The 20,541-nt window shown below is 67.3% G+C and carries 15 protein-coding genes and 1 pseudogene; 10 read left to right on the plus strand and 6 right to left on the minus strand.

Annotated features, from left to right (window positions below; genetic code table 11):
* Positions 1 to 158: 158 nt before the first annotated feature.
* Entirely contained in the window at positions 159 to 1,076 is a 918-nt protein-coding gene (locus tag IPK27_19165) for a WYL domain-containing protein (protein ID MBK8069658.1), read from the minus strand.
* A 129-nt stretch (positions 1,077 to 1,205) separates the two neighbouring features.
* On the opposite strand from IPK27_19165, the gene IPK27_19170 reads away from it, so the two are divergent.
* Together IPK27_19170 and radA are read left to right on the plus strand one after the other, a co-directional pair.
* Positions 1,206 to 1,787, plus strand: coding sequence for a hypothetical protein (locus tag IPK27_19170; GenBank protein MBK8069659.1), 582 nt, complete (start codon positions 1,206 to 1,208; stop codon positions 1,785 to 1,787).
* Between the two features lie 85 nt (positions 1,788 to 1,872).
* Positions 1,873 to 3,247: pseudogene (gene radA / locus IPK27_19175) on the plus strand (DNA repair protein RadA).
* A 109-nt stretch (positions 3,248 to 3,356) separates the two neighbouring features.
* Here the strand turns inward: radA and IPK27_19180 are convergent.
* Entirely contained in the window at positions 3,357 to 4,697 is a 1,341-nt protein-coding gene (locus IPK27_19180; protein MBK8069660.1) for a protein kinase, read from the minus strand.
* A gap of 118 nt (positions 4,698 to 4,815) precedes the next feature.
* Between IPK27_19180 and IPK27_19185 the strand changes: the two genes are divergently transcribed.
* The 4 genes from IPK27_19185 (at position 4,816) to IPK27_19200 (ending at position 12,303) form a co-directional block, all read left to right on the plus strand.
* Positions 4,816 to 6,348 carry a cryptochrome/photolyase family protein gene (locus IPK27_19185; GenBank protein MBK8069661.1) on the plus strand — a complete coding sequence of 511 codons (1,533 nt, stop codon included), beginning with the start codon at positions 4,816 to 4,818 and terminating at the stop codon, positions 6,346 to 6,348.
* Between the two features lie 117 nt (positions 6,349 to 6,465).
* Positions 6,466 to 7,740, plus strand: a complete 1,275-nt coding sequence (locus tag IPK27_19190) for a cation:proton antiporter (GenBank protein MBK8069662.1) — start codon at positions 6,466 to 6,468, stop codon at positions 7,738 to 7,740.
* Between the two features lie 253 nt (positions 7,741 to 7,993).
* Entirely contained in the window at positions 7,994 to 10,042 is a 2,049-nt protein-coding gene (locus IPK27_19195; protein MBK8069663.1) for a S9 family peptidase, read from the plus strand.
* An 11-nt stretch (positions 10,043 to 10,053) separates the two neighbouring features.
* Positions 10,054 to 12,303 carry a sel1 repeat family protein gene (locus IPK27_19200; protein MBK8069664.1) on the plus strand — a complete coding sequence of 750 codons (2,250 nt, stop codon included), beginning with the start codon at positions 10,054 to 10,056 and terminating at the stop codon, positions 12,301 to 12,303.
* A 30-nt stretch (positions 12,304 to 12,333) separates the two neighbouring features.
* On the opposite strand, the gene IPK27_19205 is transcribed toward IPK27_19200, so the two are convergent.
* Positions 12,334 to 12,999 (minus strand): lytic transglycosylase domain-containing protein, encoded by a 666-nt coding sequence (locus IPK27_19205; GenBank protein ID MBK8069665.1) that lies wholly within the window; start codon positions 12,997 to 12,999, stop codon positions 12,334 to 12,336.
* Between the two features lie 179 nt (positions 13,000 to 13,178).
* On the opposite strand from IPK27_19205, the gene IPK27_19210 reads away from it, so the two are divergent.
* Entirely contained in the window at positions 13,179 to 13,721 is a 543-nt protein-coding gene (locus IPK27_19210; GenBank protein MBK8069666.1) for a glutathione peroxidase, read from the plus strand.
* A 15-nt stretch (positions 13,722 to 13,736) separates the two neighbouring features.
* On the opposite strand, the gene IPK27_19215 is transcribed toward IPK27_19210, so the two are convergent.
* On the minus strand, positions 13,737 to 14,105 hold the full coding sequence (locus IPK27_19215; protein ID MBK8069667.1) for a hypothetical protein: 369 nt from the start codon (positions 14,103 to 14,105) through the stop codon (positions 13,737 to 13,739).
* A gap of 102 nt (positions 14,106 to 14,207) precedes the next feature.
* The gene (locus tag IPK27_19220) at positions 14,208 to 15,722 is read right to left on the minus strand and encodes a DUF4080 domain-containing protein (protein ID MBK8069668.1); all 1,515 of its coding nucleotides are present in this window, start codon (positions 15,720 to 15,722) and stop codon (positions 14,208 to 14,210) included.
* A gap of 164 nt (positions 15,723 to 15,886) precedes the next feature.
* Between IPK27_19220 and IPK27_19225 the strand changes: the two genes are divergently transcribed.
* Entirely contained in the window at positions 15,887 to 18,322 is a 2,436-nt protein-coding gene (locus IPK27_19225; protein ID MBK8069669.1) for a response regulator, read from the plus strand.
* Here the strand turns inward: IPK27_19225 and IPK27_19230 are convergent, their stop codons facing one another.
* A complete protein-coding gene (locus IPK27_19230; protein ID MBK8069670.1) occupies positions 18,323 to 18,874 on the minus strand; it encodes a Smr/MutS family protein in 552 nt (183 codons plus the stop codon).
* A gap of 211 nt (positions 18,875 to 19,085) precedes the next feature.
* Between IPK27_19230 and surE the strand changes: the two genes are divergently transcribed.
* Together surE and IPK27_19240 are read left to right on the plus strand one after the other, a co-directional pair.
* Positions 19,086 to 19,841: a 5'/3'-nucleotidase SurE gene (gene surE / locus IPK27_19235; GenBank protein MBK8069671.1), complete on the plus strand. Its 756-nt coding sequence runs from the start codon at positions 19,086 to 19,088 to the stop codon at positions 19,839 to 19,841.
* Positions 19,838 to 20,518 (plus strand): protein-L-isoaspartate(D-aspartate) O-methyltransferase, encoded by a 681-nt coding sequence (locus tag IPK27_19240; GenBank protein ID MBK8069672.1) that lies wholly within the window; start codon positions 19,838 to 19,840, stop codon positions 20,516 to 20,518. The genes surE and IPK27_19240 overlap by 4 nt, the downstream gene beginning before the upstream one ends.
* Positions 20,519 to 20,541: the final 23 nt, after the last annotated feature.

A 20,541-nucleotide genomic window follows, 5' to 3' on the forward strand; every position in this document is an offset into this window, starting at 1 on the left:
ACAATGCCGGGAGTGGGGTCGCCACTTCGGAACGTTGCTTCCGCGACCACGCGCACTCTGTTGCGACGAATGACCGTAGCTTGGGCGGATCAGTTCGTTCGCTGCAATGGCTCCGGACGGTATCGAAGGAGCAAGCGGGCGGCCTCCGCGTACGCGGCCTATCGCAGTTCATCCGCCTCGATCACCTCGATCTCCGCCCCCAGGCGCAGGATCTCGCGGACGCCCTGGGCGCCGGATTCTATCCTCAACTCGGTCGTGATCCACCCCGCCGCGTCCGGCCCCGAAGCGTGCGCCTGTGCGTGCTGCCAGGCGGATGGCTGCTGGTCGCGCAGCAGGCGCATGCCCGCAGTGCTGATGCGCACGCCCGCCGTGCGTGTCAGCAGCGACTGCTCGAAGGCTTCGACACGCTGCGCCCAGTGCCGCGCCAGGTCGAAGTTGGCAAGGCGCCGGGGATCGGGTTCGCCAATGGCCAGCGACCGGATCGATGCGACGTTGTAGGTGCGGGCATCGCCTTGCGCAGCTGCCACGCAGTACCAGTCGCCAGCCTTCATGACCAGCCCCAGGGGCGTGAGTCGGCGCATGACCAAGCCCTTCCAGCTCTCGTACTCGATCTCGATCTCGCGATCGGTCCACACTGCGGCGGCCAGGGCGCGCAGGACATCGGGCGTTGGGCGGCGCCCGTACCAGGGGACCGGGTCGAGGTGGAAACGCGCCGCGATCCGGGCGGCAGTGGATCCCTGCGCGTGGGGCAGGCTGGCCAGGATCTTTTGCCGCACTTCCTCTGGCTGGCGATCGAATCCCAGGGCTTCGGCGGCGCTGGCGATATCCATCAGTCCGAGCAACTCGGACTCCGCACCACTCAGGCCGGTGAGCCGGGTCTGGTATCCGGCGAGCAGGGCAAACCCACCGCGGCGGCCACGCTCTGCGTAAACCGGCACGCCAGCCGCGGAAAGCTGGTCGACATCCCGATAAACCGTGCGCACCGTGACACCGAGCTCGGCCGCCAGCGCGACGGCGCTCATGCGCCCGCGCAACTGCAACAGCATCAGGATCGACAGCAGGCGGCTGGCTCGCACCTGGGCAAGTCTCCAGGGAGTTTTCGGGGGTGCATCGACATCCGGCTGGAAATGCTGACACAGGTTGTCAGGTCATTGCCTGCACGATGTGGTCACGGCATGAGCCGGAACCCGACGAGGCTGGCAACAATGGACGAACAACGCAGGACCATCCTGGTAGCGAGTGCGGTGGCGATCGGCTCGCAGGCCCTCTGGCCGGGCCTGGCGCATGGAGGCGAGGCGGAAGACCTTGCAGTCCCCATGCGCCCGGCAACGCCCAGTCCGGGGGAGCCCGGGCAATTCGACTTCCTGAACGGCGAATGGCGCATCCAGCATCGGCGGCTTCGCGACGGCAGCGCGCAGTGGGATGAGTTCGAGGGCGAAGCCACCTGCTGGAGCATCCTCGGCGGCGTGATCAGCATCGAGGAGCTGCGCATCCCCAGTCGCAACTTCAGCGGCATGGGCTTGCGCGCGCTGGATGTCGAAAAGCGTCAGTGGGCCGACCACTGGGTGAATGCGCGCAGCGGAGTCGTTGGCGGCGGCCTTGCCGGCAGCTTCGAAGATGGAAAGGGCCTGTTCTTCAGCGAGGAACAGGACGGAGACCAGGTGATCCTCGCCGCGAGTCTGTGGGACCAGATCGAGGCCGGGCGCTGCCGCTGGCGCCAGGCAGTTTCACGCGACGGCGGGCAGACCTGGGAACACAACTGGATCATGCACTGGCGCAAGCGGTAGCCGGGTTTCGCCCTGCTTGGCTGCCGGCAACCGACAACCGGCCCGGATCGCCGCATACTCCGGAATTTCCGCCGCACCCGCCAACATGTCCGCCAAACCCAAGACCCGCTACGTCTGTTCCGAATGCGGCGCCGTGTCGCCCAAGTGGGCGGGGCAGTGCGGAGATTGCGGGGCGTGGAACAGCCTGGTCGAGGAGGTCGCGGCGCCGGCGGGGCCGGGCGGTCGGCGCGCGGGCTACGCGGGGACGGCGAGTGCCGGGAGATCGCAGACCTGGCAGTGTTGCCAGCGCGGAGGAGATCCGCCTCGACACCGGCCTCGGTGAGCTGAACCGGGTGCTTGGTGGTGGCCTGGTCGCGGGCTCGGTGGTGCTGGTCGGCGGCGATCCGGGCATCGGCAAGTCGACCCTGCTGCTGCAGGTGCACGCCAGCCTGCACGACAAGGCGAGTGTGCTGTACGTCAGCGGCGAGGAATCGCTCGGCCAGATCGCCCAGCGCGCGCGCCGGCTGCAGGTGCCGGTGGCGGGGCTCAAGTGCCAGGCCGAGACCAATGTCGAGAAGATCCTGGCCACCGCGATCAAGGAAGGCCCCAAGGTCCTGATCATCGATTCGATCCAGACCCTGTGGCTGCCGGAGCTGAGTTCCGCGCCGGGGTCCGTGTCGCAGGTGCGCGAGTGCGCGGCGCGGCTGGTGCGTTATGCCAAGGAGCAGGGCGTCAGCGTGTTCCTGATCGGGCATGTGACCAAGGAGGGCGGGATCGCGGGCCCTCGCGTGCTGGAGCACATGGTCGATGCGGTGCTGTATTTCGAAGGCGAGTCCGGCAGCCGTTTCCGCATCCTGCGCTCGCTGAAGAACCGCTTCGGCGCGGTCAACGAACTTGGCGTGTTCGCGATGACCGACAAGGGACTGCGCGAGGTGCCGAATCCGTCGGCGATTTTCCTCTCCGGCCAGGCCGAGCGCGGCCCCGGCAGCGTCGTCATGGTGACCCGTGAAGGCACTCGGCCGCTGCTGGTGGAGGTGCAGGCGCTGGTCGATCAGAGCCCGCTGGCCAATCCGCGGCGCGTGGCGGTGGGCTACGAGACGAACCGCCTCGCGCTGCTGCTCGCCGTGGCGCACCGCCATGGCGGGGTGGCGATCTACGACCAGGACGTGTTCGTCAACATTGTCGGCGGCATCCGCGTCAGCGAGACCGCGGCCGATCTGCCGGTGCTGCTGGCGGTGCATTCGAGCTTCCGCAACCGCAGCCTGGGCACCCACACGCTGGCCTTCGGCGAGGTCGGCCTGGCCGGCGAAATACGCCCGATCCCGAACGGCGAGGAACGCCTGCGCGAAGCCGCGCACCACGGTTTCAAGCGCGCCATTGTGCCGGCGCAGAACAAGCCGAAGAAGGGCGTGGTGGGCGAGATGGAAGTGATCGGCGCGGCGACTCTGGCCGAGGCGCTGGAGGCGGTTGCGGGCGGGTAGGCTGGAGTGCCGCGCAGCGGTTCTCCGGCGCTCTCTCGCGGCTCGAGCCGGTGAAGCGCTGCGCGCTACAGCGGCTCAAGCCACATCTGGCAAGTTCGCCTGATGGACGCTACTCGTCGACCGGACAGTCTTTGAGCAACTGTTCGTATCGATCCTTGTTCGTGCCCCGTAACCCTTCGCGCGCTTCGGTCTCAGTGCAATCGTAGTCTTCAACCACAATCTCATAGAGTTCGGCTGCGCCATCGGGATTTCCGAGTTTGAGCATGGTCCGCGCGGCGCTGAGTTTGTCCACCATCTCGGAACGCTTCACCGCATCCAGCACTGCCTTCGGGGTACTGACTTTCGGCTTCGGCCAGAACACCACCCCAGCCCCCACAACGACGACCAGCGCCGCAATCGCGCCGTACAGCGCGACCGGCTTGGCCTTTTCCGTCGGAACCGCGGCGGGCGTACCAGTGGCGGGTGTCGCCACGGCTTCGATCGGCTTCGAAACCGCCGTGGCCGCATACGGATTGTGCGGCCCGGTGGGCGCATTGACCGTGGTTGCGCCGGCGGTGTCGCTGGCGGCGAGTTTCTTCAGCTTCTCCTGCAGCGGCGAGGACACCGTGGTGTCGACCCGGCGGGTGGCGGGTTCCGCCGCGGAAGGCGCGCCGGCGCGGTGCTTCTTCAGCGCCGCAACCATTTCGTCGGCGTTCTGGTAACGGTCCTTCGGGTCCTTGGCCAGCAGTTTGTTGACGATCGCCTGGAAGCGCGCGTGCTCGGGCGGCAGCGGCGGCACCGGCTCATAGACGTGGGCGTAGGACACGGCGAAGGTGTCGCGGCCCTCGAACACCTTATGCCCGGTCAGCATCTCGTAGAACATCACGCCCATGGCGTAGAGATCGCTGCGGGCGTCGGTGGGCTTGCCCATGCAGCGCTCGGGGCTCATGTAGTGCGGCGTGCCGACCACCGCGCCCACCTGGGTGAAGCTGGATTCCGCGTCGCCCTCCTTGGCGATGCCGAAGTCCACCAGCACGGCCTTGCCGCTCTCGTGGAACATCACGTTCTCGGGCTTGATGTCGCGATGCAGCACGTTCTTCTTGTGCGCATGCCCGAGCGCGCCGCCGATCTGGATCATCACCTCGACCGCATCTTCCGGGCGCAATCCCTTCTTGATCCGGTCGGTGAGGTCGCCGCCGGAGAGGATCTCCATCGCCAGGTAGTAGTGCTTGTCGACCACACCGCAGGCGAACACCGTGACGATGTTGTCGTGGCTCAGGCCCGCGATGGTGTCGCCTTCGATCTTCAGCGAGGAGAGGAAGGCCTCGTCCGGCGCCGAGCCCGGCGACACGATCTTGATCGCGACCTCGCGCTTGGGCTGCAACTGGCGCGCGAGATACACCCGCGACATGCCGCCGCGACCGATTTCCTTGGTCAGCTCGAAATTCGGAATCTGGATCGGTGCATCCATCGGGTCGACGGCAGCGGCTGGCTAGGACGCCCGATCATAACCGGGTCGGTGGTCGGGGTTCGACTGTCGGTCCTTCGCGATCCCGCCACCCGCTGGCCGGCATGCTCCGGCGATGCACATGAAGACCCGACATCTGGTCGTCATTCTCGGCGACCAACTCGACCCCGACAGCAGCGCCCTCGACGGCTTCGATCCGGCGCAGGACGCGGTGTGGATGGCCGAAGTCGTCGAAGAATCCACCCATGTGTGGTCGCATCAGGCGCGCATCGCCTTGTTCCTGTCGGCCATGCGGCATTTCGCGCAATCACTGCGCGAACGCGGCCTGCGGGTGGTTTATCGCAGGCTGGATGAACACTTCGCGGCGAGTCTCGCCGAGGCGCTGCGGGCCGACCTGGCTGCACTCGATCCGCAGCGCGTGATCATGGCCGAGCCGGGCGACTGGCGCGTGCGCGAGTCGCTGCGGACCGCGGTGGGCGCTGCAGGCCTGCCGCTGGACGAGCGCCCGGACCGCCACTTCCTGGTCTCGACGGACGAATTCGCAGCGTGGGCGCGCGGGCGCCGCGAGTTCCGGCTGGAGCATTTCTATCGCCATTTCCGGCGCAAGCTCGGCGTGCTGATGGATGGCGATGAGCCGGTCGGCGGACGCTGGAATTTTGATGCGAACAATCGCGGCAGCTTCGATGCCCGCGGTCCCGGCTTGCTGCCGCAGCCGCTGCGCTTCGCGCCGGACGAGATCACCCGAGAAGTGGTCGCACTGGTGCGGAAGAGGTTCGCCGACCACCCCGGCGACCTCGCCACCTTCGACTGGCCGCTGACGCCCATGCAGGCGCAGCAAGCGCTCGACGACTTCATCGCGCATCGGTTGGTCGCCTTCGGCCGCTACCAGGACGCGATCTGGACCGGCGAGCCCTGGCTGTACCACTCGCGGCTGTCGGCGGCGATGAACCTGAAGCTGATCGATCCGCGCACGGTGATCGGGGCGGCCGAGGACGCCTGGCGCGCGGGCAGGGCGCCGATCGAGGCGGTCGAAGGTTTCATCCGCCAGGTGCTCGGCTGGCGCGAGTATGTGCGCGGGCTCTACTGGCTACGCATGCCGCAGTACCTGGAGGACAACGCGCTCGGCGCGGACGAGCCCTTGCCCGGCTTCTACTGGACCGGAGATACCGACATGGCCTGCCTGCACGATGCGATCGGGCAGACCCTGAAGTTCGGCTATGCGCACCACATCCAGCGGCTGATGGTGACCGGGCTGTTCGCGCTGCTGCTGGGCGTGCGCCCGCGCGCGCTGCACGAGTGGTACCTGGCGGTCTATGTCGACGCGGTCGAATGGGTGGAACTGCCCAACACCATCGGCATGAGCCAGTATGCCGACGACGGTTTCATGGCGAGCAAGCCGTATTGCGCCAGCGGCAAGTACATCGAGCGCATGAGCAATGCCTGCGCCGGCTGCCGCTACGACCCAGCCAAGGCGACCGGAAAGGACGCCTGTCCCTACACCACGCTGTACTGGGACTTCCTGATGCGACACGAAGCGCGGTTCGCACGGCATCCGCGCACGGCCCTGCAGTGGCGCAACCTGTCGCGGCTGGATCCCGGGCAGCGTCAGACCATCGGGGCGCAGGCCCAGGCACTGCGCGACGCCCTGCGATGAGGCGACCGGTGCCGTTCATCCGGGCGCATTCGTATGCAGCGGCGGGGTCGGTTGCGCCTGCCGCGCGCTGCGCGTAGGTTGCCGCCGCCTGAGCCTTTCGACCACGATGGGGCGATCATGAATCCAGCCAGCATCGAAGCCCTGTTGTCGATCGTGCTCGTGCAATGGGTGCTGATCATCCTGGCTGCGCGCCTCGGCGGGTGGCTGGCGGTGCGCATGGGCCAGCCGCCGGCTGTGGGCGAGATCTGCGCCGGTCTGGCGCTCGGCCCGTCGGTGCTGGGCCTGATCTGGCCCGAAGCCTTCGCATTGCTGTTCCCGAAAGAAGGCGCCGACCTGCTGCGCTTCCTCGGCAAGCTCGGCCTGATCTTGTTCCTGTTTCACGTCGGCCTGAATTTCGACTTCTCGCACCTCAAAGGGCGCTCGCGCAGTGTGCTGGCGGTGGCGGCGGTGGGCATCGCGCTGCCGTTTGCGTTGGGACTCGCCGTTTCGCCCTGGCTGCACGCACAGTTTGCGCCGGACGCCAGCCTGGCGGGACTGGCGTTTTTCGTCGCCATCGCGATGAGTATCTCGGCGCTGCCGATCATGGGCCGCATCCTGATGGAACTGGGGCTCGAGCGCTCGCTGATCGGCATGACTGCGCTGAGTGCCGCCGCGATCGACGACCTGATCGGATGGATCGGCCTGGCGGCGATTGCGGCACTGGTCGGCGCCGGCATGGTCGGATTCAAGCCGCTGCTGCAGATCGCCGGACTGGCGCTGCTGGCGCTGGTGCTGCTCAAGGTGGCCAGGCCTCTGCACGCGCGGGTGCTGCAGCGGCACGCAGCCCTGTCGCCGGGCCATTTGCTGTTCCTCGCGCCGACGCTGTTGCTGAGCTGCCTCGCCACCTATTACCTCGGCGTGTTCGCGATCTTCGGCGCATTCGCGCTGGGCGTGGCCCTGCACGGGCAGGGCAACCTGGAGCAGCGCTGGGACGAGCGCTACGCCGATCCTGTGCGCCTGCTGCTGGTGCCGGTGTTCTTCACCTACACCGGCCTCAATACCCGCATCGGTGAGTTCGACAGCACCCTCGCCTGGGTGGCGTGCGGCGCGGTGATCCTGCTCAGCGTGCTCGGCAAGTTTGGCGGCTGCTACCTTGCCGGGCGCTGGTCCGGCCTGGCGCACCGCGAGGCGGGAGCCGTGGCTTCGCTGATGAACACGCGCGCGCTGATGGGGCTGATCGCGGTGTCGCTGGGCCTGGAGCTCGGGGTTCTGAATGGCCAGCTCTACACCATGTTCGTGCTCATGTGCCTGGTCACCACCGCAATGGCCGCGCCCCTGCTGCGCAGCTTCCTCGGCGGCCAGGCGGTGCATTGGGCCTCGGTGGACGGCGTGCGCGCACTCGCGGCGCGATGACCGGGCCGTCGGCACGCAGCGAAAGCTGGAGCCGATAATAATGGGCAGGGGGTCAGCTGCAATCTTGCGCCGGCAATCTCGCCAGCAACTCCGATGGCGCCATCGGCGAGTTCTCGCCCTCGGTGTTTGCATCCGCCACGCCTTGTTTGGCTGGTCGCTACGCGTCGGCTGGGCCAGCTGCGCCGAAAGGCAGATGCCGCCGCGCTTGCGCGGTGGCAGACTCGGCTCCCCCTGAATCGCGCGAGTCCCGATCATGCTGCGAACCCTGAGCCTGGCTCTGTTGCTGGCGCCGCTGGCCGCCGGCGCCGAGGTGCGTCCTTTCGATGTCGATGACCTGGTGCGGCTGGACCGCGTCTCCGACCCGCAACTCAACGCCGACGGTACCCGCCTGGTCTACGCGCTGCGCCAGACCGACTGGGATGCCAACAAGGGCGTGCAGAGCCTGTGGCAACTGGCCCTCGACCAGAAGAACGCGCAACCGCGACGGCTGACAGCGCCGGGATCCAGCGCGATGCATCCGCGCTTTGCCGGCGACAAGCTGTATTTCCTGTCGACCCGCAGCGGCTCGGCCCAGGTCTGGCTGCTCGACGGCCCGGGCGAAGCGCGGCCGGTCACCGAGCTGCCGCTGGACGTGGGCGGATTCCTGCTGTCGCCGGACGGCAAGCGCATTGCGCTGGCCCTGGAGGTATATCCCGAGTGCGGGGCGGACTTCGCGTGCAGCAAGAAAAAGGCCGCGGACGACGAAGCTGAGAAGACCAGCGGCACCAAACACGACAAGCTCTTCATCCGGCACTGGGACACCTGGCAACGCGGCACCCGCGCGCAGTTGTTCCTGATGGACCTGGACGTCGAGGGCAAGGCCGCCGGGAATGCGCGCTGGCTGACTCGTGGCATCGACGGCGACGCCCCGACCAAGCCCTTCGGCGACATGGGCGAAGTGGCCTTCTCTCCGGATGGCAGCAAGCTGGTTTTCACCGCGCGCATCGCCGGCAAGTCCGAGCCCTGGTCCACCAATACCGATCTGTATGAAGTCTCGACCACGGCGGACGGAGTGCCACGCAACCTGACGCCGACCTATCCCGGCTATGACACCACGCCGGTGTACTCGCCGGACGGCAAGCGCATTTACTGGCGCTCGATGGAACGCGCCGGCTACGAGGCCGACCGCAACCGCATCCTGGAGCTGACCCTCGCCAGCGGCGGCGTGCGCGAAGTGGCGCCAAACTGGGACCGTTCGCCGGACGGGCTGACGCTGTCGGATGACGGCCGCACGCTGTACGTGCCGGTGGACGACCTCGGCGAGCACCCGCTGTATTCGGTGGACGTCAGGACCGGCGCAGCGAAGCGCCTGACCGGCGCCGGCCAGGTCAGTGGATTTGCCCTTGGCGCGAAGGCGATCTACGCCGCCATCGACGACCTCGATTCGCCGGCGGACATCCACCGCGTGCCGCTGGGCGGCGGTGCCTCGACGCAACTGACGCAGGTGAATGCCGCGCGGCTCAAGGATGTGGCCTTCGGCGCCTATGAGCAGTTCAGCTTCAAGGGCTGGAACGACGAGACGGTCTACGGCTGGGTGGTCAAGCCGGTCGGATTCGAGGCCGGCAAGCGGTACCCGGTGGCCTTCCTCGTGCACGGCGGCCCGCAGGGCTCGATGGGCAACAGCTTCCACTACCGTTGGAACCCGCAAACCTATGCCGGCAAGGGTTTCGCCGCAGTGTTCATCGATTTCCATGGCTCCACCGGCTACGGCCAGGCCTTCACCGACGCGATCCGCGGTGACTGGGACGGCAAGCCGCTGGAAGACCTGCAGAAGGGTCTGGCCGCAGCCGCGGCGAAGTACGACTTCCTTGATACCAGCCGCGCCTGCGCGGGCGGCGGCAGCTACGGCGGCTACATGATGAACTGGATCGCCGGCGCCTGGCCGGATGCCTTCCGCTGCCTGGTGACCCACGCCGGCATCCTCGACAACCGCTTCATGAGTTACACCACCGAGGAACTCTGGTTCGACGAATGGGAGTTCGAAGGCACGCACTATGACAAGCCCGAGAACTTCGAGAAGCACAACCCGGTCAACCGGGTGAAGGACTGGAAGGCGCCGATGCTGGTGATCCACGGCATGCTCGATTTCCGCGTGCCCTTCGAACAGGGCATCGCCGCGTTCACCGCCGCCCAGCGCCGCGGCATCGACAGCGAATTCCTGTGGTTCCCGGACGAGAACCACTGGATCCTGAAGCCGCAGAACTCGGTGCAGTGGCACCGCACGGTCGAAGCGTGGATGACCAGGCACACTCAGGCCCGTTGAGCCGGATGCGCATGCCCGCCGGCGTCGGCTTGCGCCTGCTGGCGGGCATCGCGGCCCTGCTGGTGGCCGTCGGCGCTTCGGCGTCGGCGGCGCCACCGCTTGCGCAGCGCTGGCAGCGCTTCATCGATCACGCGCGTTTCGAGGATGTGACCGCCAGCTACGACGTGCTGGTCAGCTTCGACCAGGCGCAGGGCAGCCTTGCGGAACGCTGTGCCGTGGTTGCGATAGAACTGGGCAACTCCCGGCGCACCCATCCCTTCAGTCCGCTGCTGGCGCAATTGGTCGAACGCTGCGCGGCGGACGCGGCTGCACGCGAACGGGCAACAGCCGAGTCGGTCGCGCTGCGCGAGTTCCTGCTGGCGGATGACGCCGGCCGGACTGCGCGCAAGCCGGTGCTGGTGATGACCGAGGCGGATGCCGTTGCACTGGTCGAGCACCTCGGCGGCGAGCCCCTGTACGGCCGCTACGAGGTCATGCGGCCAGCGGGCAGCGTCCAGTTCGTCGCCACCTGGCGGGACCCCGCGCAGCAGCGCGAGCACAAGCTGTACTTTGACATTCTCGAGCTCTGGCATCTGCTCAAAACCGCCCCGGGAGAAGAGCGCTACCCGGCATTCGAGCAGGGCCTGACCCAGCGCTTCCTGCAGGAATCGATGGCCGCCGGCAACAGCGCCGCGGAACTGGCAGCGATCACCACGGCACTCGCGCGACGCGAACTCGCGCCCGCCGAGGCGGCCCAGCGAATCGAGGGACTGGCCCTGTCGGGCCTGACCGCGGCTGCGCTGGAACTGCTGCCGCTGTGTCTGGCGCTGGACGACGACGGTCGCTGTGCCGCGAACGCGCTCGACCTGGTGCGCCCGCTGGCCGAGCGCGGCTTGGGCGACGCGATGCTGGTGATGGCGCTGGCGGCATCGCGCAAGGTGGATGGGGCAGGCACCGCACGCGATGCCCGTCGCTGGCTGGACCGCGCAGCGAAGCGCCTGGGCCGGGTGGAGGCCGATGTGGCCTACGCCGGACTCTGGCTCGGTGCGGGCGACCTGGCGAAGGTCGACCGCGACCTGGCGCGCCGGATCCGCGCTGCGGCGAACGGTGGCAGCACCCAGGCCATGTTGTTGCTGGCAGATCTGCTGCGTCACCGGCGTCTGGCGCCTGTGCGCGGCGAAACCTCAAAGACCTGGTTGCTGCGCGCAGCCGAGCGGGGTTCGCCGGCAGCGCACCGCCGGCTCGGTGTTGCAGCGCTCAAGCGAGGCGACATTGCGCGCGGATGGCCACTGATCGAAGCCGCGGCGGCGGGCGACGATCGTGCCGCGCTGTCGCTGTTCGCGATTGCCATGGAACAGGGGCAGATGGGCCTGGATGCAGACCCGAAGCGCGCGCTCTCCTTGTTCCGGCGCGCCGCCGAACTCGGCAACACCTCCGCGATGCGGCGCCTGGCTCGCGCCTGGCGCGAGCCCTCGCTGGGACTGCAGGCGAACCCTGGTCGCGCCGAAGCCTGGTACCTGAGCGCGGTGATGCTCGGTGATCGCAATGCCGCCAGTGAACTCGCAGAGCTGTACCTGTCCGCCACGCCTGGATTCGAAGGAACCCCCAAGGAAGGCTATGCGCTGCTGCAGGAACTGGTGGCGGACGGCGTTGCCGGCGCACGCGTGCGCCAGGCCAGCGCGCTGCTGCTTGGACAGGGCATCGAGGCGGATGCTGCGCAGGCCATGGCCCTGCTGCGCGGCATGGAAGCGGAGGGGAACAGCGCGGCAGGATTCCGGCTCGGCCAGGTGCTTGAGTTCGGGCAGGGCGGAATGGCGATCGACCTGAGTCAAGCGCGTAGACACTACCGGCGCGCGGCCAAGGCGGGCCACCTCGATGCGATGGACTTCTACGCCCGGGCGCTCTACAGCGGTCGCGGCGGCGAGCGCGATCGCGCCGCGGCCGTGCAATGGTGGGAGCGTGCGGCGCGGCAGCGACACGCGCCGTCGATCGCCAACCTGGCGTGGACGCGTTGCAGCAGCGGCGACGCGGGCCTGCGCGATCCGGTGGCTGGCACCCGGTTGGTCACTGACGCGCTGCAGCGCAGTCGCAGCGCCAATCTGACCGACACCCTGGCCGCTTGCCTCGCGGCTGCTGGCCAATTCGAGCAGGCAGCAGCCACGCAGCGCGAGGCACTGGCACTGGCTGCCAGCGATCCCCAACTCGGACCCGGAGCGCGCGAGGGCTTCGCTGCCCGCCTGATCCTGTACCAGCGCGGCGAAGCCTGGCGCGATCCCGACTGAACCCTCGGGTTGCGCCGGCGGCGCAAGCGGTCAGAGTCCGCCTGCAGACACGCTGCCGGCCGACACACCGCCCATTGCCCCAGCCGCCAGTTCCGTTGCATAGCGCTTCTGCAGGATGCCGACGCGCTCGACGTAGACCTGGGTTTCGGCATAGGGCGGGATGCCGCCATGGCGCAACACGGCGTTCTCTCCAGCGTTGTAGCCCGCAGCTGCGAGCTCGAAATCGCCGTCGAACATGTCGAGCAGCATCCGCAGATGCTTCACGCCCGCGGCAATGTTCTGCTTGGGATCGAAAGCGTTGTCGACGCCGTACATGCCCGCCGTGCCCGGCATCAGCTGCATCAATCCCTGGGCACCCACCGGCGACAGTGCCTCGTGCCGGAATGCGCTTTCAGCGTGGATGATCGCGCGCACCATTGATTCGTCGACATCATTCAAGCGCGCCGCGGTGGCGATCTCTTCCCTGTAGGCGGTGACATTCAGGCCGGTATGCGTCCAGTCGATCTTCGAATCGACCTTGCAGGCCGGGCAGGAATACGTGCCAATGATCCGGGCGGCCACGCCGCGCGGCTTCACGTTGGTGTAGACGGTGACCCCGTTGCGATCGACGTATTTGTAGATGTTCTCGCTCGCCGCCTGGACAGCCTGGGCGGAGAGGAGCAGGGCAAGGGCTGGCAAAAGCAGTCGTGGAGTCATCGCAGGGTCAGGATAATGTCGCCAATGGGGCTTGACAGCTGACCTCAAGTATATGACGCAAGTTCCTGACAGGACACAAGGACAGCCTTCAATTGCAGGCAGACGCAGGATTGTTCACCGAATGCCGATGCGCGGCGTGATTGAATTCGGGTCCAACTCACAGAAGGCAGGAAGCCCCGATGATCATTCGCATGTTGCTGGCATCGGCTTTGTCGCTTGCGTCACTCGCTGCGCACGCCGCGTGCAGCCCACTGCTGGACCGCAGTTTCCGGCCGCTCGCCGACAAGACTCCGGTCAACCTCTGCGCGCAGTTCGAGGGCCAGGTCCTGCTGGTTGTCAACACCGCGAGCAAGTGCGGCTTTACACCGCAGTACGAGGGTCTGGAAGCACTGCACGCCGAATACGCGGACAAGGGCTTCTCGGTGGTCGGCGTCCCCTCGAACGATTTCATGGGTCAGGAGCCAGGGACCGAGCAGCAGATCCGCGAGTTCTGCACCCTCACCTACGGCGTGAAGTTCCCGATGTTCGAGAAAGTCTCGGTCAAGGGTGACGCTGCCGACCCCTTCTACCAGGAGTTGGCGAAGCAAGGCGGAGGAGAGCCCGGCTGGAACTTCCACAAGTACCTGATCGGCAAGGACGGCAATGTCATCAAGGCGTTTGGCAGCCGGGTCAAGCCCGATGCCGCCGAATTGCGCCAGGCCATCGACGAAGCGCTGCGCTGAGAATCTGGAACGACCTCAGGTCAGCAGGCGCGTATCGACCAGATCCCACTCTGCATTGCCGGTGGGATCGCGCATCCACAGGTGCAGGAACCAGCGCTCGTTGCCCTTGGGCCAATGTGTCGGCTGGACTTCGATATCGATGTGGCCGCCCACGCAGTGACCGTGCCCGTGCCACTGTTCGTGTACCGGCGGATTCCACGCCAGGTCCAGACGCAGCAGCCAGTCGTATGCGGGGCGCCGACCGAAGCGCGTCGTCAGATCCACGCTCATGGTCAGCAGGCCTTGTGCGAAATCGATGGCGACACTGGTTTGCAGCACCTGCGGGGTGCGCCGCGCAGTCGATGCGGCGATCTGCAAACGACTGGATCGTTCGGATACGAGCACGGTTGGCATGCCTCCGCTTCGGTGTGCGCGATCAGAGCGCAGATGCGGGCGACGTGCATGGGTGAAACGACCGGCGTATGCGGCTGGCCGCCGAACGGTTGATTACAAATGGCGCGCCTGGCGCTGCGGGGTGGCCCCGCCAGCGCGCGTCCGCGGTGGTGGCACCGGCGCTGTTGCGTCCTCGAACCGCAGTCTGGAACGCCCTCCGGCACCGCGGTAATCCGCGAGCAGGGCCGATTCTGCGTCCACGTCACCGCGCTCGACCAGATACTCGTGCAGCAGGTTGACCAGCCGATCATGCGCCAGTGCATGCGTCTGCCCGGTGCGCGCATACAGCCAGTCGGCAAAGGCCAGGAAACTGGCGAAAGGCGCAGCGTCCAGCAGGCGTGGCAGGCTGCGCCGGAAGCGACCGGAATTCGCGTACAGATCCCAGTAACGTGCGAAGCGTGCCAGTCGCTGCATCGTCGGGAAATCGATCGCGTCGGTTGCCAGGATCTGGTAGGGCGGATCGGGGGCGAAGCGCAGGTCGAATTCGGCCGTGTGCCGCGCGATCGGGGCGCCGCGCAGACGCTTGAGGATGCCGAACTGGATCTCGTGGGGCGCCAGCGCGACCAGGCGGTCGAATCCCGCCGCAAACGTCGCGACATCCTCTCCGGGCAGCCCGGCGATCAGGTCCACGTGCAGGTGCGCGCCGCTGTGTTGGCGCAACCAGCGCAGATTGTCTTCCGCGACGCCGTTCTTCTGTCGCCGCGAGATGCGCTTCTGCACCGCCGGATCGAAAGTCTGGATGCCGATCTCGAACTGCAGCGTACCTGGCGGAAAGCGCGCGATTGCCAGTTTGAGCCGTTCCGGGAGGTGGTCCGGGATCAGCTCGAAGTGGGCGAATGGCGGATCCTCCGGATGCTCTGCGATCTTGCCGAGGAAGAAGTCCAGCACGGCCAGCGAGGCATCCACCTTCAGGTTGAAGGTGCGGTCGACGAACTTGAACTGGCGCGCGCCGCGCTGGTACAGATGCTCCAGGGCATCCAGGAAGGGCTGCAAGGGGAACGGCCACGCGGTCTGGTCCAGCGCCGACAGGCAGAACTCGCACTTGAAGGGGCAGCCGCGCGAGGCCTCGACGTACAGGTGCCGCTGGCGGATGTCTTCGTCGGTGTACTCGCCATAAGGCATGGCCAGCGTATCCAGCGGAGGCTGCACCCCAGCGATCACGCGCGTCGCAGGCGGATCGCCGTCGAGAATCCGCTGCGCGAGCGCCGCAAAACTGATGTCGCCCCACCCGGTGATGACAAAGTCGGCGAGCGCGCAGATCCGCTGCTGGTCGACCTCATGGCTGACCTCGGGCCCGCCGAGCACGATCACGATCCCCGGGGCGAGCAACTTGAGCTGGGCGACCAGCCGCGTGGTCTCCTCCACGTTCCAGATGTAGACGCCCAGTCCGATCACCCTGGGGGAAGCGGCCAGCAGGCGTTCGACGATTTCCTCGGTCTTCTGCCCGATCACGAATTCCGCGATTGCGCTGCGCGTGCGCAAGGGGCCGAGGTTGGCGCGCAGGCAGCGCAGGCCGAGCGAGGCATGCGAATAGCGGGCGTTGAGGGTGGAAAGCAGGATGTCGGGCATCGCGCGATTATCGCCCAGCCAACGTGGCCACCGCAGGGCTGTCCGGCGACACGAAGACACGACCAATGGTGTAGTGAACAGGTCTCAATACGGATGAACAATCGGTTGCATTTCGGTAGAATTCGCCAGGTACTCCGCACCTCCGCGGTTGCAGGCAGGAACGAGTGAGTCGTCGCATTCCCAAAGGCAATGGCATTGGCCTCTGGCTGATCGTCTGGGTTGCCTTCTGGGCATGCGCCAACCCGCTCGCGGCCGCGACAGACCGCACCTCAGCTGCCGATGCGGCCGATTCGGAACTGCCGCGCCACCCGCTGGAAATCCAGGCACTGACCGATCCCGACCAGGTGTTGCGGGTGATTCCGCAGGCGCTGGAGCAGGCGAATCTACAGCGCGACGAGCGCGTGATTGCGTTGCTGCACCTGGCGCATGCCAACGCCTGCCGGATGGTGGCGGACTGGGCATGCCAGCGCAGCGCCGGCGCGCAGGCTCGCCGATTCGCCGAGGAGGCCGAGGATCCGATCCTCGTCATCCGTGGGTTGATCGCCGAGGCGCGCGCAGGGATGTCGTTGCAGGACTACTCGCGCTCCGAGCAACTGCTGGTCGAAGCTGAGCTGTTGCTCAAGAGCAGCCCCTCCGGAGAGCTGGTCGCCGACGTCAAGCTGGCCTATTCGACGCTGAGCAATTCCCTGGGCAAGCACGATCTGGCGCGCAGGTATGCCGAAGAAGGGATCGCTGCACTGGCTCCCGGCAAGGCACTGCCGATGCGCGTGCGCCTGCTGCGCAACCTGGCCCGCGCACTGACATTGACGGAACAACTGGACCAGGCCCGCGACGCGCTGGATGAGGCGCTCAGCATCGTCGAAGTGGTGGTGGATCCCAAACTGCACTCGGAACTGCACCTGGAGGCGGCGCGCCTCGCGCGCACGCGCGGCGATCGCAAGGGGGTGCAGGTGAATACCGCGCGCGCGCTGGAACTCGCCGCCCAATTGAAGAATTCGCAGCTCTCCGGGCTGGCGCACGAGCTGCTCGGTCTGGCGGCCATGGACGCCGGTGACCGCGAAACAGCGGAGCGGGAGATGGCCATTGCCCTTCGGTCCTTTCGTGACCTCGGGCTGGCTCGCGACGAACTGCGAGTGGTGCGCGAGCAGGTTTCGGTCAAGCTCATGTCCGAGCCCAGGGACAGCGAATGGGCGCAGATGCTCAACCGCCTGCTGACGCTCGAGTCAGACGTCTCCAGGAGCGACCGCGCATCGGCCTCGGACGACTTCGACGCGCGCCTGACTTATGCCGAGCAGGCACTGGAAATGATGCGCCTGGAAGGCGAGGCCACGTTGGCACGCGAGCGCGAACGCGCGCTGTCACAGCGCAACCAGTTGACGATCTTCCTGGTGCTGCTGTCGATCGCCGTGGTGCTGGTGATGGCGGTCTACTTCGCCGCCCAGCGGCGCTCCAATGTGCGATTGCAGCAATCACTGGACGCACGCCTGCGCGCTCTGACCCAGACCAGCCATGAGCTGCGCAACCCCATCGGCGGCGTGCTTGGATTGTCGGAGCTGCTGCTGAAGACGCCGATCAACGCCGCTCAGCGCAGTATGGTCGAAGCCATCAGGGCAGCCGGAGCCACCATCGAGAAACTCGCCCAGGACCTGCTGGACCGCGGACGCATTGAGTCGGGTCGGCTGAGCTTGTCGCTGCAGCCAGCTTCGCTGCGACTGCTCGCCGAGAGCCTGTACCAGCTGCACCTGCCGCGAGCCCGCGAAAAGGGGCTCACTCTCCAGCTGGATCTCGGCCCGGACCTGCCTGACCTGGTGCTGGCGGACGCCGAACGCCTGCAGCAGGTGCTTGGCAACCTGCTGGGCAACAGCCTGAAGTTCACCGAGCGCGGTGCGATCAACCTCAGCTTGCGGGTACGCGCACGCTCCAGCGACAACCGCGTGCGCGTCAGCTTCGCGGTACGCGACACCGGCCCCGGCATCGACCCGGACGACATCGAACGCCTGTTCGAGCCCTTCGCCAAGGGCCGCGCGGGACAGCGCCATCGAGCAGGCGCCGGTCTTGGCCTTGCCATCTCGGCCGACCTGGTGCGTCTGATGGGCGGCCAGATCCAGGTCGACAGCGCCCCAGGCAAGGGGGCGCAGTTCCGCTTCGAGCTGACGCTTGAGGCCTGTGCGGCCAACCTCGACACCACTGAACGTCTGGAGCGCGCGCAGGGCACCGGCCTGCACGTGCTGATGGTCGACGACGACGAGGATGTCGCACTGGCGCTGCGCAGCCAGCTTGAAGTACTCGAGTGTGAGGTCGATCAGGCCGCGTCGGCCAAGGAGGCGCGTGCCCGCGTGGCCGCTGCGCACTACGACCTGGTGCTGCTGGATGTGGAGCTCCCGGATGGCAACGGCCCCGACCTGGCGCGTTCCTTGCGCGCCACCGAAGCCAATATGGAGGGCACTCGCGTGGCGATCATTTCCGGTCACCTCGCACCCAAGGTGCTGCCGCCCGGTGTCGACGAGTGGCTCACCAAGCCGGTGCTGCTCGACCGTCTGAACATGCTGCTTGCCACGGCCCGGGTCAGCGCGCTGACCAGTCGCGTCGTCGGGAGCTGATCAGGCGTCTTTCAGCAGGACCAGCACGGCGCCAGTGCCGCCCTCCTGGGGGCGGGCCGAGGTGTAGCCGATCACATCCGCGCGCTGGCGCAGAACCCGGTCGGTCATCGCCTTGATCACGCTGCCCTGGTCGGAACCGCGCGCCTTCCCGTGAACGATGCGCACGCAGCGGCGGCCACCCTTGCGGCACTCGGCGAGGAACTGCGACAGCAGGGCGCGTGCCTCGTGCAGCCGCAGGTGGTGCAGGTCGAGTTCGTCTTCGATCACGAATTGCCCGCGGCGCAGCTGGCGCAGCAACTTGGGCGGGTAGCCGTCCTGCAGGTGCGACAGCGCATCGCCGCTGGCCAGGCCCACCAGCACCTCGTCCTGCGCCAACAACTCCGCCAGCACCTGGCGCTCGTCGGCCAGCGACTGGCGCGGCTCAGGCGCCGGCGCAGGGCGTGTCTGCGCGCGCGGGTCGGACTCGGTCGCGATCACACGCACCGGCCCGATCGCGTCGCGGAACAACTCGCGATCCTCTGCGCTGGGCTGCGGTAAACGTCGTTCAGGCAAGGGAAGCTCGACTGGGCGGTAGTTCCCTCCCCGATGTCGGGAAGGGCCGGGGAGGGGCAGGCAGGAACGCTTGGCCCCGGTCACCACCAGGGAATATCACAATGCGGGTGGCGCAGTCGTCATGACGGTTGCGGGACACGCTTCATCGGGCGTCGGGAGTCTGTGGCGGCATGGCATTGCTATTATCGCCGGCTGGCCTGCGAGAGTTTGTATGCACGTACTGATCAGCAACGATGACGGGGTCGATGCGCCGGGGATCCAGGTGCTTGCCGCGCACATGGCCCAATTGGGCCGAGTCAGCGTGGTGGCGCCCGACCGCGACCGCAGCGGCGCCAGCAACTCGCTGACCTTGGACCAGCCGATCCGGGTGACGGCGCTCGCGAACGGACGCCACCGGGTGGCCGGCACCCCGACCGACTGCGTCCACCTGGCGCTGGCTGGCCTGCTCGACTCGGAGCCGTCAATCGTGGTCTCCGGGATCAACAATTCGGCCAACCTGGGTGACGACGTGCTGTATTCGGGCACGGTGGCGGCCGCGATGGAAGGGCGCTTCCTGGGCCTGCCGGCAATCGCCGTGTCGCTGGTCACGCGCGACCACACGGGCCAGCACTACGAGACCGCCGCCCGCGCCGCGCTGCGGCTGGTTGCGCGGCTGCTGGAAGACCCGCTGCCGGCCGACACCATCCTCAACGTGAATGTCCCCGACCGCCCATGGGACGAGATCCGCGGCTTCGAGGTCACCCGGCTCGGACATCGCCACCGTTCGGAGCCCTGCATTCCGCAGGCCGATCCGCGCGGCCGGCCGATCTGGTGGATCGGACCGGCGGGCCCGGAACAGGACGCGGGTCCCGGCACTGATTTCCACGCCGTGCGTGCAGGCTACATCTCGATCACTCCGATCACCGTCGACCTGACGCGCTACACCGCGCTCGACAAGGTCGCCAGTTGGGTCGCCACGCTGCGATGACCCGCTTCCACGCGCCGCCACCGGTGGTTGCCCAGGGGACCGGGATGACCTCGCAGCGCGCGCGCGACCGCCTGGTCGAGCGGCTGAAGGCCCAGGGCATCGGCGATCCACGCGTGCTCGAAGTCATCGGCCGCGTGCCGCGTCATTTGTTCGTCGATGAGGCGCTGGCCAGTCGCGCCTACGAGGACACCGCATTGCCGATTGGCATGGGCCAGACCATTTCGCAACCCTATGTGGTGGCGCTGATGACCGCCACGCTGCTGCGCGACCGGGTGCCGACGAAGGTGCTCGAGATTGGAACCGGCTCTGGCTACCAGGCGGCGGTGTTGTCGCAACTGGTCGGCGAAGTGCACACCGTCGAACGCATCGACGAGCTTCTGCGTCAGGCGCGCAAGCGCTTTCGCCAGCTTGGCTACAAGAACATCCGCTCGAAGCACGATGATGGCAATATCGGCTGGCGCGAACATGCGCCGTTCGACGCATTGATCGTCACCGCCGCGCGCGATTCGCTGGATCCGGCGCTGCTGGACCAGGTGGCGGTCGGCGGTGTCGCCGTCGCGCCGCTCGGGCCGGCCGGGCAACAGACATTGATACGCATGGTTCGGGGGACGGACGGATGGTCGCGGGAGAATCTGGGTGCGGTGAGCTTCGTTCCGCTGGTTCGGGGCGTGCTTTGAGCGCCTTGCGCCTGTCTCTGCTG

The sequence above is a fragment of the Rhodanobacteraceae bacterium genome (assembly GCA_016713135.1).
In the GTDB taxonomy this organism is placed as follows: domain Bacteria; phylum Pseudomonadota; class Gammaproteobacteria; order Xanthomonadales; family SZUA-5; genus JADKFD01.